This window comes from Xenorhabdus hominickii (genome assembly GCF_002632725.1).
In the GTDB taxonomy this organism is placed as follows: domain Bacteria; phylum Pseudomonadota; class Gammaproteobacteria; order Enterobacterales; family Enterobacteriaceae; genus Xenorhabdus; species Xenorhabdus hominickii.
Map to the genome: position 1 here is coordinate 524,521 of NZ_NJAI01000001.1, position 14,972 is coordinate 539,492.

A 14,972-nucleotide genomic window follows, 5' to 3' on the forward strand; every position below is an offset into this window, starting at 1 on the left:
TATAAAAATGCTGCAATAATTTAATTCTGGTAAAGTTTGAAAGATATACAAGCAACCAATAATCATAAAATATGTCAAGAACGGGAGAGAATCTTGCCAAATTCAGCCGATGAAAGCCAACATGTTTCCCAACAGGATGCCTTATCTGGTAGGGCTACCCCATTAAATGTATCACCCTGCCACGCCATCACTCAGCATACGATAGATAACATACCGACAAATATGGAAATTGCCTATATAGGAATGGGATGTTTCTGGGGAGTTGAGCGACTGTTCTGGCAACAGGACGGCATTTACACAACTTCTGCAGGTTACAGTGGCGGAACTACACCAAATCCGACCTATGAAGAAGTCTGCACCGGCTTAACCGGGCATGCCGAAATCGTCAGAGTCGTATTTGATCCAACCAAAATCACTTATACACAGTTATTAACATTATTCTGGGAACAGCACGATCCCGCTCAAGGTATGCGTCAACATGGTGATATCGGGACACAATACCGTTCTGTCCTTTACACCGTTTCATCTCAACAATATGAACAGGCGATCGCCAGCCGTGATCAATTCCAGCAAGCGATGATTCAAAATGGTGACCAACGCACTATCACCACAGAAATCCGCGAAGCCGGGCCATTCTATTTTGCAGAAGATTATCATCAGCAATACCTATACAAAAATCCAGAAGGATATTGTGGATTAGGCGGTCTCGGAATCTGTTTCCCTCCAACGCACAAAAACTAGCCGATTTAGTTAGCCCAATGTTATAATCATCGGGCTAACTTAAATTTAAGTTATGGCAGGCAGCTCGCCGTAATATTTTTTATTTGTATAATTTTTCATCTCACCTCCAGTGTTATTCAAATAAAACCTACCCTATCGCTGGAGTTAAGACACGGATACTTTATGTTAAATAGTTTATTAATCATTCTCTTGCTTTGCACTATTAGCGCATTTTTTTCGCTATCAGAAATTTCTCTGGCTGCTTCAAGAAGAATCAAATTAAAGCTCATGGTAGATGAAGGGAATCTCAATGCTGCTCGCGTCCTTAAGCTGCAAGAAACCCCTGGCATGTTCTTTACGGTTGTTCAAATAGGCCTGAATGCAGTGGCAATCCTTGCAGGGATTGTAGGCGAATCCGCATTTTCGCCAGCCTTGAAATCCCTGTTCCTGAAATTCATGTCACCAGAATGGGCCCATCAGCTGGGGTTTATCTGCTCTTTCACCATCGTCACCAGTATCTTTATCCTGCTTGCTGATTTAACCCCTAAACGCATTGGTATGATTAAGCCCGAAGCCGTTGCCATGAGAATTGTCAATCCAATGCGTTTCTGTCTGACAGTTTGCCGACCACTGGTTTGGTTGTTTAATGGCCTGGCTGACTGTATCCTCAAAATTTTTAAAATCCCGATGGAGCGCAATGAAGACATTACATCTGACGATATTTACGCTGTTGTCGAAGCAGGGGCCATTGCAGGGATACTTCGTAAAGAAGAGCATGAGTTAATCGAAAATGTTTTCGAACTGGAATCCCGTACCGTTCCCTCTGCCATGACCTCTCGTGAAAGTGTGGTCTATTTTGACAAGAATGAAGACGAAAACAGTATCAAAGAAAAAATCTCCACTCATCCACACTCTAAATTTCTTGTCTGTGATGGTGACATTGATCATGTCATAGGCTATGTGGACTCGAAGGATTTACTCAACCGTGTGCTGAGCGGACAAAGTCTAAACTTGAAAGATGGTGTCCAAATCCGCAATGCACTGATGATCCCAGATACACTCTCACTTTCTGATACTTTAGAAAGTTTCAAGGCTGCTGCTGAAGATTTCGCGATTATTCTCAATGAATACGCATTGGTGATGGGCATTATTACACTTAATGACGTTATGACCACTTTAATGGGTGATTTAATCGGTCAGAGCCAAGAAGAACAAATCGTTATCCGTGACGAAAACTCATGGCTGGTTGAAGGAGGAACGCCAATTGAAGATGTACTCCGAGTACTTGATATCGATAATTTTCCTGATTCCAGTAATTATGAAACTATCGCTGGGTTTATGATGTTTCGCCTGCGGAAAATTCCAAAACGCACGGATTCTGTGACATTCAGTGGCTATAAATTTGAAGTTGTGGATATCGATAACTACAAAATCGATCAACTACTGGTAACAAAAGTGGTCGATACAACCACACAACCCAATCATTCTAGCTACGACCAGAAATATGAAGCATAAAGAATAGTGAATCAAAAAACGGCCGCAAGGCCGTTAAGTATATTGATGATGTGTATCCATAAACCACATATCTATCAATAAATGAGCTGTGTAAAAAATTACCCCATTTCGGTCTGTAAACGCAACACTTGTTGGTTAACTTCGCTCATTACATGGAAGTGGCGCTTATCTTTTATCCTTGGAGGTAAAATTTTCCCATAGTTAAATTCAAAAGCGCCCATGTCCTTAATGTATAAACGTCCACTAAATAGAGTTTTTACGTAGAGAGCAATTTTCAGTGGATTGTAGTGGTGAAAGATTTTCATCTCTGTTTTTTTCCTCCCATGCTTCTTACGATACTATTTTCTCATATCACATAATCAATCGATAAAAAGACTCATCATTGTTATGTCAGATGTATAGACTAGGTATAGAGAAATTTGTTCCCCTATCATCAAGATTCAATCACTAAATTTATATAATATGATGAAATAACAAAGCATTATGTTGCATTACTTGTCAGTTTTTTCATATTTTGTTTTAAATGTTACTAAATTGTTTACTTTGTCGAGGACAGACCAGTTAACAAGCGCTATGCTGAATATGACATTCCCTGATAACATGCCACACCATGCCAAATAAGGAATAAACATGATAAAAAACATTGTGTTATCTGCGATATTAAGTTTAACGCCAATATTCGCATTCGCCCATAACATCACATTGGGGCAACATGTCCCAGCGACCAGTGTGACAGATAAGGGTGAGCTGTTGCTTAACGATAACAAGTTCAGCTATCAAGAGTGGGACACGGCTGAGTTGCCGGGAAAAGTGAGAACTATCCAGCATATTGCTGGCCGTAGTTCTGCAAAAGAGATGAATGACCCTCTGATTCAAGCCTTGAAAAATGCCAATTTCCCCAAGGATAAGTATCAAACAACCAGCATAGTGAATACTGACGACGCAATTTTTGGCACCAGCGTTTTCGTTCGTAATAGCCTCGAAGACAGTAAAAAACAGTTCCCGTGGTCACAATTTATTGTCGACAGCAACGGGCAGGCTAAAAAAGCGTGGGAGCTGGAATCCAAAAGTTCAGCAATCATTGTTCTGGATAAAAATGGTAACGTGAAATTTATCAAAGATGGAAAATTAAGTAACGAAGAGATCACACACGTTGTCAGCATGATCGAAGAAGAACTGAAAAAATAATCTGAATTTAAATCACGATAATTTTATTATAGTTCAGTGATAATGGTTTCTCTACAGTAAGCCATTATCACCTGAATATTAAAAAATGCTGACTCTGAATCCTGGGTTTAGGAAAGATTCACGTGGTGTATAATCCAGCGTCTTCCCTTGCCAATCCGTAACATGCGCACCAGCGGCAATTGCAATGGCATGACCAGCACCAGTATCCCAGATATTGGTTGGCCCAAAACGTGGGTAAAGTTGGGCTTTTCCTTCTGCAACCATACAGAACTTCAGTGAAGATCCCACCGAAAGCGTATCATGAACCCCCAACTGAGCAAGATAGTCTCTCAATTCTTCATCATCCCGATGAGAACGGCTGACGACCACGATTGGCGGTGCTGCTGGAATAACTTTAATGGGCAGAAATTGTCCCTTATCTTCTTTCCACGCCTGACGTCCTTGCCCTGAATACAACACATCCCGCACAGGAACATAAATAACCCCCATTACAGGTACACCGTCTTCAATCAAAGCAATATTGACAGTAAACTCGCCATTTCGGCGAATAAACTCTTTCGTGCCATCCAAAGGATCAACCAGCCAGTAACGCCGCCAATTTTTCCGTTCTTCCCATGTGGGTGGATCTTCTTCAGATAGCAACGGGATATCAGGCGCAATACGCAACAATCCGATTTTAATGATCTTATGGGCGGCAATATCCGCAGCGGTCACTGGCGAATCATCCGTTTTGTGTTCTACTTGCAACGGTTGCTCAGCCTGATAGACCTCCATGATCGCCGCTCCTGCATCCCGTGCCAATTGGCAGATCTGTTGTAGCATCATACACCTCTGCATTCACTGTTCAGCGATACCCGTAATTTCTCAAATTACCGCTTTGCTGGCCGTAACCTGAAACCTATTTAGGGTATTTTACTTGAAGCTACATTTTTAGCGTATTTTTGTACAGAAATAGCGAATAGTTTATTCCTGAACATGTGCAAAAAAATAGCCGGCTAAGCGGCTATTTAGATAATTCAACAGAGAATTACAAGATTTCAAGTAACTCTACTTCGAAGATCAGTGCACTATAAGGAGGGATAGAGGCACCGGCACCTCGCTCACCATAAGCCAGATTCTGAGGAATATAGAGTTCCCATTTAGAACCGACTGGCATCAGAGTCAAGGCTTCAATCCAGCCAGGGATCACGCCACTAACTGGAAACTCTGCTGGAGTACCACGTTGTACTGAACTATCAAATACCGTGCCATCAATCAGGCGACCTGTATAGTGAACACGAACACGATCGGTACGCGCTGGGATAGCGCCTTCGCCTTGTGTCAGGACTGAAAACTGTAAACCAGATTCAGTGCTGCTTACACCTTCACGCTGTGCATTTTCTGCCAGAAATTTTTGGCCTTCTTCTGCCATCGCCTGCTGATGTTCACGACGAACGCTATCGGCACGTTCATGTACCTCACGCAGCGCACGATGCAGTTCTTCAACAGGGATAGCTGGAGCACGGCTTTCCAGTGCATCACACAGCCCTGCCAACAGCGCTTCTGGCTCCAACCCTTGTAAACCAGATTCCTGTAATTGCTGCCCAACCTGCAGACCAATACCGTAACTTGCCCGCGCTTCAATAGATTCAAAAGAAGGTGTTGTCATGAAAATACCTGTTATTAAATAAGTGAAGGGCCAAGCATAACAGCACTACCTAAATGGGTAAACGCGTGAAGGATTTTAATCGGGATCAATAACGTGAAACATTAATGTTTGAAAGGTCACTGCATCATGACAAACAAAAAACGCTGGCAATGCCAGCGTTTTTTGTCACATGTTCTTCAGCTAATCTAAGATTAAGCTTCTGGAACGATGTTAACGTTCAACTGTGCGAATACATCGCTGTGTACTTGGAAGTGAACTTCGTGCTCACCAACAGTACGCAGAACGCCGTTAGACAGGCGAACTTCACTCTTAGCTACTTCAACGCCAGCTGCAGTAACTGCATCAGAGATATCGCGAGTACCGATAGAACCGAACAGTTTACCTTCGTCACCTGCTTTAGAAGCGATGGTAACGGAGCCCAGTGCAGTGATTTTCTCTGCACGAGCTTGCGCTGCTGCCAGAACGTCAGCCAGTTTAGCTTCCAGTTCTGCACGGCGAGCTTCGAAGAATTCGACGTTTTTCTTAGTCGCAGGAACAGCTTTGCCCTGTGGTACTAAGAAGTTACGGGCATAACCCGCTTTAACGTTAACTTGGTCACCCAGGCTACCCAGGTTCGCTACTTTATCAAGCAGAATAACTTGCATTACCTTATCCTCTCAAAGTCGTTAATGGACTGGGCCTATTACTGATGACGATCAGTGTAAGGCAACAAAGACAGGTAGCGCGCACGCTTGATAGCACGAGCGAGCTGACGCTGGTATTTTGCACGGGTGCCAGTAATACGGCTTGGTACAATTTTACCACTTTCGGTAATGTAGTTTTTCAGCGTAGCAATATCTTTATAATCGATCTCTTGTACGCCTTCCGCTGTGAAGCGGCAGAACTTGCGACGACGGAAATAACGTGCCATTTGGCTAGTCTCCAGAATCTATCAATTCAATCTGCTCGGCATGAAGAACCAATTTGCTAAGGCCATTACGCCCATAATGGGAATTAATGAAGCCCGTAACAGTGATTCGACTGCCGACCGTTATACTGTGAGTATATTCCTGTAACAACTGTCCGCTGGCAATAACGGGCATTCTGCACCATGACTGCCTGCTGAATCCGGCTTCCTGTTGCGTTGAACGATGTTCAAGCACAAATTGACAATGCGGAATACCAGATGGACTGACTTTTCGTATCGGTGCCTTGCACACTGTGCCAGAAAGCACCAATCGATTGGTTGTCACGAAGATTACTCTTCAGAATCCCCAGCTTCATCAACATCATCAACCAGGCCTTCTTCCAAGACCAGATCACGGCTGCGACGTTCGTCTTTAGCCTTAACCATTGGTGATGCTTCAGTTACTGCGTGCTTAACGCGCATAACCATGCTGCGGATAACGGCATCGTTGAAGCGGAAATTAGTTTCCAGCTCATCAATCGCTTCTTGTGGCGCTTCAACGTTCAGCAGAACGTAGTGAGCCTTGTGCAGTTTGTTGATTGGGTAAGCCAGTTGACGACGACCCCAGTCTTCCAGACGGTGAATCTGACCTTGCGCGTTAGTGATAGTCGCACTGTAACGCTCGATCATGCCCGGAACCTGTTCGCTTTGGTCAGGATGGACCATAAAAACGATTTCGTAATGACGCATTAGCATTGCTCCTTACGGATTATTCAGCCTCCTGTCAGGGTCAGCCGTGGCCCATGGAGGCAAGGAACGTATTTGATACGGCTGAAAAATCGACGCGTCACTATACCCGCACAATAAAAAAAACTCAAGGTACGAGAGAGAAAAACGCGTTTATTCTTCTTTACTGATGGTTTTAGCTGGGCACTTTACTGGGCGTTTCTCTGTCGCACGATTTCAAACAGACATATCCCTGTTGCAACCGATACGTTCAGAGAAGAGACCGAACCCGCCATTGGAATACTAATTAATTCATCACAATGCTCACGCGTCAGTCGGCGCATACCTTCACCTTCTGCGCCCATCACCAAAGCCATAGGACCCGTCAATTTGCTCTCATATAAAGTATGAGTCGCTTCACCTGCGGTTCCAACAATCCAGACATTGTGTTCTTGCAACAAACGCAAAGTACGGGCAAGGTTTGTGACACGGATCAGCGGAACGCTTTCCGCAGCACCACAGGCAACTTTTTTGGCTGTCGCATTCAGTTGTGCGGAGCGATCGCGGGGAACAATCACCGCATCAACACCGGCAGCATCCGCAGTACGCAGGCAAGCCCCGAGATTATGCGGGTCTGTGACACCATCCAGTACCAGTAGGAAAGGACGATCCAACTGAGACAGCAAATCAGGCAAATCATTTTCCTGATACTGACGTCCCGGCTTGACCCGTGCAATAATCCCTTGGTGTACCGCATTTTCTGTTTGCGCATCCAACCATTGACGATTGGCAAGTTGCACTGCAATGCCGATACTTTCCAATTCCTGCAATAATGGAGTTAAACGGCGATCCTCACGCCCTTTCAGGACGTAAACTTCCATGAATCGCTGCGGATCACTCTCCAACAAAGCTTTAACGGCATGAATACCGTAGATAATTTCACTCATGACTGACTGATACCTAACCTTCTGATATCTCTACTGATACCGAAAAAATGGAGGGCAGCTGAAACCACCCTGATTTACTGTTTTTACGGATTGATTCTTACTGGCTATTGGCTCACGCTTTTTTCGCGCGTTTTGCTTTCAGTTTTTCCGCAATTCTTTTGGTTTTGTCTGACGGTTTTTTCTTCTTACTGGGTTTAGGTGATTTCGGATTTTCCGCACTTTTCTTTTTACGGAAGGAGCTGTCTGACTCAAAATTGGCTGATTTTTTATTATCACGGCCTTTTTTGTCCTTTTTACGCTCTGAAGTGCCTTTTTTCACTTTATCACGCACAGTCTTACCCGGATTACGCGCTTTACGTGTTGTTGAAAGCAAAGCGAAATCAATTTTACGCTCATCCATGTGAACCGCTTCCACACGGATCTCTACCTCATCTCCCAAGCGATAAGTCTGCCCAGAAGATTCACCAATCAGACGCTGACCAACATTATCATATCTGTAATAATCATTATCCAGCGTCGATACATGTACCAAACCGTCAATGAACAGGTCATTCAGGCGGACAAAAAAGCCAAAGCCTGTCACGCTAGTGATCACCCCAGTGAAAACGTTGCCCACCTGATCTTGCATAAAATCACATTTCAGCCAATCAGCTACATCCCTTGTCGCTTCATCGGCCCGACGCTCAGTCAAGGAACAGTGGTCGCCTAATTGCAACATGTGCTCCATGTCGTTGTGCCAACCTCCTGTTGGAGTCCAACGATCCTCAACAATACCCTTCTCTTGCGCCAATAAATATTTGATCGCCCGATGCAGTGCCAAATCGGGATAGCGGCGAATTGGCGAAGTAAAGTGAGAGTATGCACGTAGTGCCAAACCAAAGTGTCCCCGATTTTCCGGCTCATAGATTGCCTGTTTCATGGAACGCAATAACATGGTTTGCAATAATTCATGATCCGGTCGATCCGCGACGTCTTTCATCAATTGCGCATAATCTTTCGGTTCTGGCTGCATTCCTCCCAATAGAGTCAGCCCCAACTCATTGAAGACCGAACGCAGGTTCAGAATACTTTCTTCTCTCGGACGATCATGAATACGATATAACGCAGGTTCATTGTGCTTCTCAACAAAGCGAGCTGCCGCAATATTCGCCAATATCATGCACTCTTCAATAAGCTTATGGGCATCGTTACGTACAACTGGCTCAATTCTCTCAATGCGACGTTCTGCATTAAAGATAAATTTGGCTTCTTCAGACTCAAACGAAATTGCGCCCCGCTCTTCGCGCGCTTGTTCCAATGCCTGATAAAGTTCATGCAAATGCTCAATATGCTTGACCAACGGCTTGTAGTGATCACGCCATTCTTGATCTCCCTGCAAGATCTTCCAAACTTTCGTATAGGTCAAACGCGCATGAGAATTCATAACTGCTTCGTAAAACTTATAGGAAGATAGCTTTCCTTGTGCAGAAATGGTCATTTCACATACCATACACAGGCGATCAACTTCTGGATTGAGGGAACACAATCCATTCGACAGAATTTCCGGCAGCATCGGTACGACTTGGGATGGAAAATAGACCGAGTTACCACGGCTGCGCGCTTCCGTATCCAACGGTGTTTGCGGACGTACATAGTAGCTGACATCGGCGATCGCTACCCACAAACGCCAACCGCCGCCACGTTTTTTCTCACAATATACGGCATCATCAAAGTCACGGGCATCTTCGCCGTCGATCGTCACCAGCGGTAATTCACGCAAATCAACGCGACCTTGCTTGGCAGATTCCGGCACTTGTTCATCCAAATCAACCACCTGTTTTTCTACCATTGGCGGCCAGCTATGGGGAATTTCATGAGTACGAAGCGCAATTTCAACCGCCATGTTCGTTCCCATGGTTTCGCCCAATACTTCAACAATTTTTCCGATAGCTTTAGTTCGGCGTGTCGGGTGATTCGTTAGCTCAACCACCACAACATTGCCCATTCTCGCTCCGCAAACTTCTTCTTTGGGGATCAAAATATCGAAGCACAGGCGACTATCATCGGGGACGACAAATCCCATGCCTGCATCCATAAAATAGCGGCCAACAATTTGGCTGCTCTTTGGCTCTAATACTCTCACTATCCGCACTTCAATGCGGCCTTTTCTGTCTGGCCGCAAAGGTTGTGCCAGTACAACATCACCGTGGATTGCCATTTTCATCTGTTCTGCGGCCAGATAAAAATCTTCTTTATGACCTTCTACACGCAGGAAACCATAGCCATCACGATGTCCAATCACCGTGCCTTTCAACAAATCCAGTCGTTCTGGTAACGCATAACATTGACGACGGGTAAAAACCAACTGTCCATCACGTTCCATTGCCCGCAAACGGCGGCGCAATGCTTCCAACGCTTCTGCGCTGGTTAACTGAAGTTCTTGTGCTAATTCCTGACGGCTTACCGGAGTGGTGTGTTTAGAAATGATATCCAAGATGTATTCACGGCTTGGGATAGGAGATTCGTATTTTTCAGCCTCTCGTTCCTGAAAAGGATCTTTTGACATCGTCATTCCTCTGTTGTCATCAGCAAGCTGTTTATCCCCTTACTTCATTAGCTAAAAGCAACTGATAAAGGGGACGATTGTCTTCAACCATATCGGCTAAAGTATGTTTATCCAACTCTTCCAAAAAATTCTCTACCGCTTGATTCAAGACTGATTTTAAGCGACATGCAGGCGTGATTTGACAGGCACTACAATTAACCAAGGAAAGCGGCTCCAATGAACGAACCACATCACCAATTCTGATCTCACGGGCGGGTTTACCCAGACTAATGCCACCATTTTTTCCTCTGACAGCATTTACCAGCCCTAAGTGGCTAAGTTGATTGATGATTTTTACCATGTGGTTACGTGAGACACCATAAACTTCGGTCACCTCTGTAATACTCGTCATTTGCCCTTCCGGCAAAGACGCCATATAGATCAGAGCACGTAAGCCGTAATCGGTAAAACTGGTTAACTGCACACTCACCTCTGGGAGACTGAATATAGCGGAATTTATTTGGAACCAAAAAATATCGGTTTATTGGTTTTCGTTAGTTGTTCATTATTATGTGGGTATTTTAAAAATTAAGCAAAATGAGCCACTCGTTTTAAAATTATCATTAAAAAAATCTTTAAAAAACATCCTAAAAACAAAAACCGGGCATAAAGCCCGGTTATGTGTACTTGAAAGATTAAGCTATCAATTAAGCATCAAATGGATCACGCAGGATCATCGTTTCTGCACGATCTGGGCCTGTAGAAATAATATCAACAGGAACGCCAGTCAGCTCTTCTACACGTTTGATATAGTTCAGTGCTGCTTGTGGCAATTTGCTGTAATCTTTCACACCAAAAGTACTTTCATCCCAACCTGGCAGAGATTCATAGATGGCTTCAAGGCCTTCCCAGTTTTCTGCTGCCAATGGCGTAGTGTCAATAACAGTGCCATCTGGCTGACGATAGCCAACACAAATTTTCACTTCTTTCAAACCATCCAGCACGTCCAGTTTGGTCATGCAGAAGCCAGAAAGGGAGTTGATTTGGATCGCACGACGGATTGCGACGATATCCAACCAACCAGTACGACGGCTACGGCCTGTTGTTGCACCAAATTCCTGACCTTGTTTACGCAGGTATTCGCCTGTTTCATCAAACAATTCAGTCGGGAATGGGCCTGCACCAACTCGGGTGGAGTAAGCCTTGATGATACCCAGAACATAGTCAACGTAACGTGGACCCAGACCTGAACCCGTTGCAACGCCACCCGCGGTAGTGTTGGAAGAAGTTACATAAGGATAAGTACCGTGGTCAATATCCAGCAGTGTACCCTGTGCACCTTCGAACATCACCAATTCACCTTTCTGAGTTGCTTTATAGAGCAGATCAGAAACGTCAACTACCATACCAGTCAGAATGTCTGCAATGGCTAAAATGTCATCCAGTGTTTTTTGGTAATCAACAGCAGGTTCTTTGTAATAGTTAACCAGCTGGAAATTGTGGTAATCGATGATTTCTTTCAGCTTAACTGCGAAAGTTTCTTTATCGAACAGATCGCCCACACGCAGGCCACGACGAGCCACTTTATCTTCGTATGCAGGCCCGATACCACGGCCAGTTGTACCAATTGCTTTGGCACCACGTGCTTTCTCGCGGGCATTATCCAATGCAACGTGATAAGGCAGGATCAGAGGACAAGCTTCAGAAATAAGCAAGCGCTCACGTACAGGAACCCCACGTGATTCAAGCTGTTTCATCTCTTTCATCAAAGCATCTGGTGCTAAAACGACCCCATTTGCGATAATGCTAATGACATTTTCACGTAAGATCCCAGATGGGATTAAGTGGAGAACGGTTTTTTCACCGTTGATGACTAGTGTATGGCCCGCGTTGTGGCCCCCTTGATAACGAACTACGTATTTCGCGCGTTCAGTCAGCAAGTCGACGATTTTACCCTTGCCCTCGTCACCCCATTGGGTGCCCAATACGACAACGTTCTTACCCATTTCAAAAGTTCACTCGGTTGCTTAAAAATGGATTCTACCATCTCATTTAGCACCTTTCAGTATTTTTTGTTACTTCTATTATTTCGTTTCGTTATATAAATGGTCTGTTAAGTAAGCATTGGTAATGATGACAGAAACAAAAAGCCACTGTATGTTTTTTACAGTGGCCTGATAATCGGCCAGATATAACAGCCGCATTAATGATTTTTTGTCAATTACAGTAATTGCAGTTTATCTGCTAATCGACTTAGTCATTCGTATGACGGAGCTGCTTAGATGGCTCTTTCATATAGCGGAAGAAATCGCTATCTGGGCTGAGTACCATGATGTTTCCGTCATTCTTGAAGCTATTTTCGTAAGCACGCAGGCTACGAATAAATGCGTAGAATTCAGGATCTTTGCTAAATGAATCAGCAAATAACTTAGTTGCTTCCGCATCACCTTCACCACGTAAAATCAATGCCTGGCTATATGCTCTGGCCTTAATTTCTGTCGCTTTCTTATCAGCGGTTGCACGGACTTTCTCAGCTTCTTCCAAACCTTGTGAACGATGACGACGCGCTACTGCTTCACGCTCTGCACGCATACGCTGATAAATTGCCCCTGAAACTTCATCCGGCAAGTTAATTTGCTTAATACGAACGTCCACAACTTCAATCCCCAATGCCGCCATACTATTCGGATTCAGGGCAGGTTGTTTACCTTTCGTTTCCTTCTCCACGCGGGCCGCTGCTGAAGCAATATCATTGTCTGCACTTGAGCTATCTTCATTCGTTCCCAAGTTCAGCGCATTACGAACATCCGTTGTCAAACGACCACGGGAATCTGTCACGATACCACGCACATCCAGACGACCAATTTCAGAACGCAGACGGTCACTGAATTTACGTTTCAACAGAAGCTCAGCCTGAGAGATTTCCCCATTACCCGTTGCCAGATAATAGCTGCTGAAATCTTTGATACGCCATTTCAGGTAGGAGTCAACAATCAGGTCTTTATTTTCACTGGTCAGGAAGCGGTCAGCCTTGATATCCATAGTCTGGATACGGGCATCAAGCGTTTTAACAGTTTCAATAAAAGGAATTTTGAAATGCGGGCCCGGCTGATAAACCAAAGGCTTATTTTCAGAATCACGCACAACCTTACCAAAACGCAGCATAATGCCACGCTGACCTTCATACACGATAAATATCGACGAATACAGCACAACCAATATGGCGGCAATAACAAAGACGAACGACTTACGCATGATTATGGTCTCCCTTGTCTTTGCGTATCACCACGCAGGTTATTTGAATTGCCATAGCTAGAACTGTTGTCATCACTGGAATGGTTATAACTTGAGTTCCTTTGTGCCGATGTAGAATGTGTCATGTTGTTCTGCTCTGGCGTAACTCTGGTATCCGGCTGAAGTTTTGGTGCTTCAGGTTGATTACGCAGAATTTGATCCAATGGCAGTACCAGCATGCTATTGCTCTTTTCGTTTGCAATCACTTTGCGGGTATGACTCAAAACACGTTCCATCGCTTCAATATAAAGACGTTCACGAGTAATTTCAGGTGCTGCTTTATACTCTGGCAGAATTTTGGCAAAACTTGCCACTTCACCCTGAGCATTCAATACCACACTCACTTTATAAGCTTTGGCGTCTTCAATAATGCGTTGAGCATTACCACTGGCGATCGGAAGAACAGAGTTCGCATAAGCTTCTGCTTCACGAATGGTTTTTTGCTCTTCTTCGCGTGCGGCAATAACATCATCGAATGCGGCTTTCACCTCTTCAGGTGGACGCGCAGCTTGGAAGTTAACGTCCAGCAGAGTGATCCCCATGTTGTATGGACGAATAGTTTCTTCCAATACCTTTTGGGTGTCATTACGTACGATAGTGCGATCCGCTGTCAGAATTTTTTCCATTGTGTACTTGCCAACCACTCCACGCACAGCACTGTCTGTTGCTTGACCCAGGCTATTGTCAGGAGTAGTGACATTGAAAAGGTAGGCAGCAGGGTCAGTGACACGATACTGAACGTTCATTTCGGCACGTACAACGTTTTCATCCGATGTCAACATGACACCCGATGTCGCCAGCTCACGAACAGATTCGACGTTAACGGCACGTACACGATCGATAAATGTCAATTTCCAGTTCAAGCCAGGCTGAACAACGTGACTGAATTTACCCAAACGAGTAACTACACCACGTTCTGTTTCTTTAATCGTATAGAAACCACTAACAACCCAGACAACAACCGCAGCAGCGACGGCAAGACCAATAAGACGTCCGCCAAATTTTGGGTTCTGTGCAGAACCATTTCCACCTTTGTTTCCACCGAAACCACCGAGTTTTTCACTCAGTTTTCGGAACAAATCGTCGAGATCAGTTGCTCCACGCTTTCGACCACCTTTATTGTTGCCGCCGGAGTTGCCGCCATTATTATCGCTGCTTCCCCACGGGTCGCGGTCCTGTCCGTTATTACCGGGCTGATTCCACGCCATGTTTTAGCTCCACTTTTTAGTTTTTCACTGGTTTTTCAGAGGTGACTGCTCTCCACCCAGATGGGTGAGGCTTCCCACTTCACAGGCCGTTGTCTGTCTATGACAGGTCTGACAGCAGCCTCTGTGGTCAGAAACGACACTCATTTCGTCGTTTTTGTAAGCAACCAATATTTGAGTGATGTTTTTGACAGTGCTAGTTCAGTCACTACAATTCTGGCACAGCCATTTCATCACTGCCATCCCATCCCCATTACTCCATGATTCTAGGTACCTTGAAATGACGTGCAAAATAATACCTTGTTTGTTGCCCTGCGCC

General features: G+C 44.6%; 16 protein-coding genes. 3 read left to right on the top strand and 13 right to left on the bottom strand.

Annotated elements, in window-relative coordinates:
• Window positions 1-93 precede the first annotated feature (93 nt).
• Window positions 94-741, top strand: coding sequence for a peptide-methionine (S)-S-oxide reductase MsrA (gene msrA, locus Xhom_RS02255; RefSeq protein WP_069317223.1), 648 nt, complete (start codon window positions 94-96; stop codon window positions 739-741).
• Between the two features lie 162 nt (window positions 742-903).
• A complete protein-coding gene (gene paeA, locus Xhom_RS02260; protein ID WP_069317224.1) occupies window positions 904-2,235 on the top strand; it encodes a polyamine export protein PaeA in 1,332 nt (443 codons plus the stop codon).
• 98 nt (window positions 2,236-2,333) lie between these two features.
• On the opposite strand, the gene Xhom_RS02265 is transcribed toward paeA, so the two are convergent.
• Window positions 2,334-2,540: a DUF1107 domain-containing protein gene (locus Xhom_RS02265; RefSeq protein ID WP_069317225.1), complete on the bottom strand. Its 207-nt coding sequence runs from the start codon at window positions 2,538-2,540 to the stop codon at window positions 2,334-2,336.
• A 325-nt stretch (window positions 2,541-2,865) separates the two neighbouring features.
• Between Xhom_RS02265 and Xhom_RS02270 the strand changes: the two genes are divergently transcribed.
• On the top strand, window positions 2,866-3,423 hold the full coding sequence (locus Xhom_RS02270) for a YtfJ family protein (RefSeq protein WP_069317226.1): 558 nt from the start codon (window positions 2,866-2,868) through the stop codon (window positions 3,421-3,423).
• A 78-nt stretch (window positions 3,424-3,501) separates the two neighbouring features.
• On the opposite strand, the gene cysQ is transcribed toward Xhom_RS02270, so the two are convergent.
• The 12 genes from cysQ to hflK form a co-directional block, all read right to left on the bottom strand.
• Window positions 3,502-4,245, bottom strand: a complete 744-nt coding sequence (gene cysQ, locus Xhom_RS02275; RefSeq protein ID WP_069317227.1) for a 3'(2'),5'-bisphosphate nucleotidase CysQ — start codon at window positions 4,243-4,245, stop codon at window positions 3,502-3,504.
• 205 nt (window positions 4,246-4,450) lie between these two features.
• Window positions 4,451-5,071 carry a BamJ family beta-barrel-assembly machinery protein gene (gene fklB / locus Xhom_RS02280; RefSeq protein WP_069317228.1) on the bottom strand — a complete coding sequence of 207 codons (621 nt, stop codon included), beginning with the start codon at window positions 5,069-5,071 and terminating at the stop codon, window positions 4,451-4,453.
• A gap of 191 nt (window positions 5,072-5,262) precedes the next feature.
• Entirely contained in the window at window positions 5,263-5,715 is a 453-nt protein-coding gene (gene rplI / locus Xhom_RS02285; RefSeq protein ID WP_069317229.1) for a 50S ribosomal protein L9, read from the bottom strand.
• 38 nt (window positions 5,716-5,753) lie between these two features.
• Complete coding sequence (gene rpsR, locus Xhom_RS02290) at window positions 5,754-5,981, bottom strand: 30S ribosomal protein S18 (protein ID WP_000135199.1); 228 nt, start codon at window positions 5,979-5,981, stop codon at window positions 5,754-5,756.
• A gap of 4 nt (window positions 5,982-5,985) precedes the next feature.
• Window positions 5,986-6,303 (bottom strand): primosomal replication protein N, encoded by a 318-nt coding sequence (gene priB, locus Xhom_RS02295; RefSeq protein ID WP_069317230.1) that lies wholly within the window; start codon window positions 6,301-6,303, stop codon window positions 5,986-5,988.
• 5 nt (window positions 6,304-6,308) lie between these two features.
• Window positions 6,309-6,707, bottom strand: coding sequence for a 30S ribosomal protein S6 (gene rpsF, locus Xhom_RS02300; protein WP_010845247.1), 399 nt, complete (start codon window positions 6,705-6,707; stop codon window positions 6,309-6,311).
• Window positions 6,708-6,892: 185 nt separating this feature from the next.
• The gene (gene rlmB, locus Xhom_RS02310) at window positions 6,893-7,630 is read right to left on the bottom strand and encodes a 23S rRNA (guanosine(2251)-2'-O)-methyltransferase RlmB (RefSeq protein ID WP_069317231.1); all 738 of its coding nucleotides are present in this window, start codon (window positions 7,628-7,630) and stop codon (window positions 6,893-6,895) included.
• Between the two features lie 112 nt (window positions 7,631-7,742).
• Window positions 7,743-10,175, bottom strand: coding sequence for a ribonuclease R (rnr, locus tag Xhom_RS02315; RefSeq protein ID WP_069317232.1), 2,433 nt, complete (start codon window positions 10,173-10,175; stop codon window positions 7,743-7,745).
• A gap of 31 nt (window positions 10,176-10,206) precedes the next feature.
• The gene (gene nsrR / locus Xhom_RS02320; protein WP_069317233.1) at window positions 10,207-10,638 is read right to left on the bottom strand and encodes a nitric oxide-sensing transcriptional repressor NsrR; all 432 of its coding nucleotides are present in this window, start codon (window positions 10,636-10,638) and stop codon (window positions 10,207-10,209) included.
• 223 nt (window positions 10,639-10,861) lie between these two features.
• Complete coding sequence (locus tag Xhom_RS02325; RefSeq protein WP_069317234.1) at window positions 10,862-12,160, bottom strand: adenylosuccinate synthase; 1,299 nt, start codon at window positions 12,158-12,160, stop codon at window positions 10,862-10,864.
• A gap of 247 nt (window positions 12,161-12,407) precedes the next feature.
• Complete coding sequence (gene hflC, locus Xhom_RS02330; RefSeq protein ID WP_069317235.1) at window positions 12,408-13,409, bottom strand: protease modulator HflC; 1,002 nt, start codon at window positions 13,407-13,409, stop codon at window positions 12,408-12,410.
• A gap of 2 nt (window positions 13,410-13,411) precedes the next feature.
• Window positions 13,412-14,656 (bottom strand): FtsH protease activity modulator HflK, encoded by a 1,245-nt coding sequence (gene hflK / locus Xhom_RS02335; protein ID WP_069317236.1) that lies wholly within the window; start codon window positions 14,654-14,656, stop codon window positions 13,412-13,414.
• Window positions 14,657-14,972 lie beyond the last annotated feature (316 nt).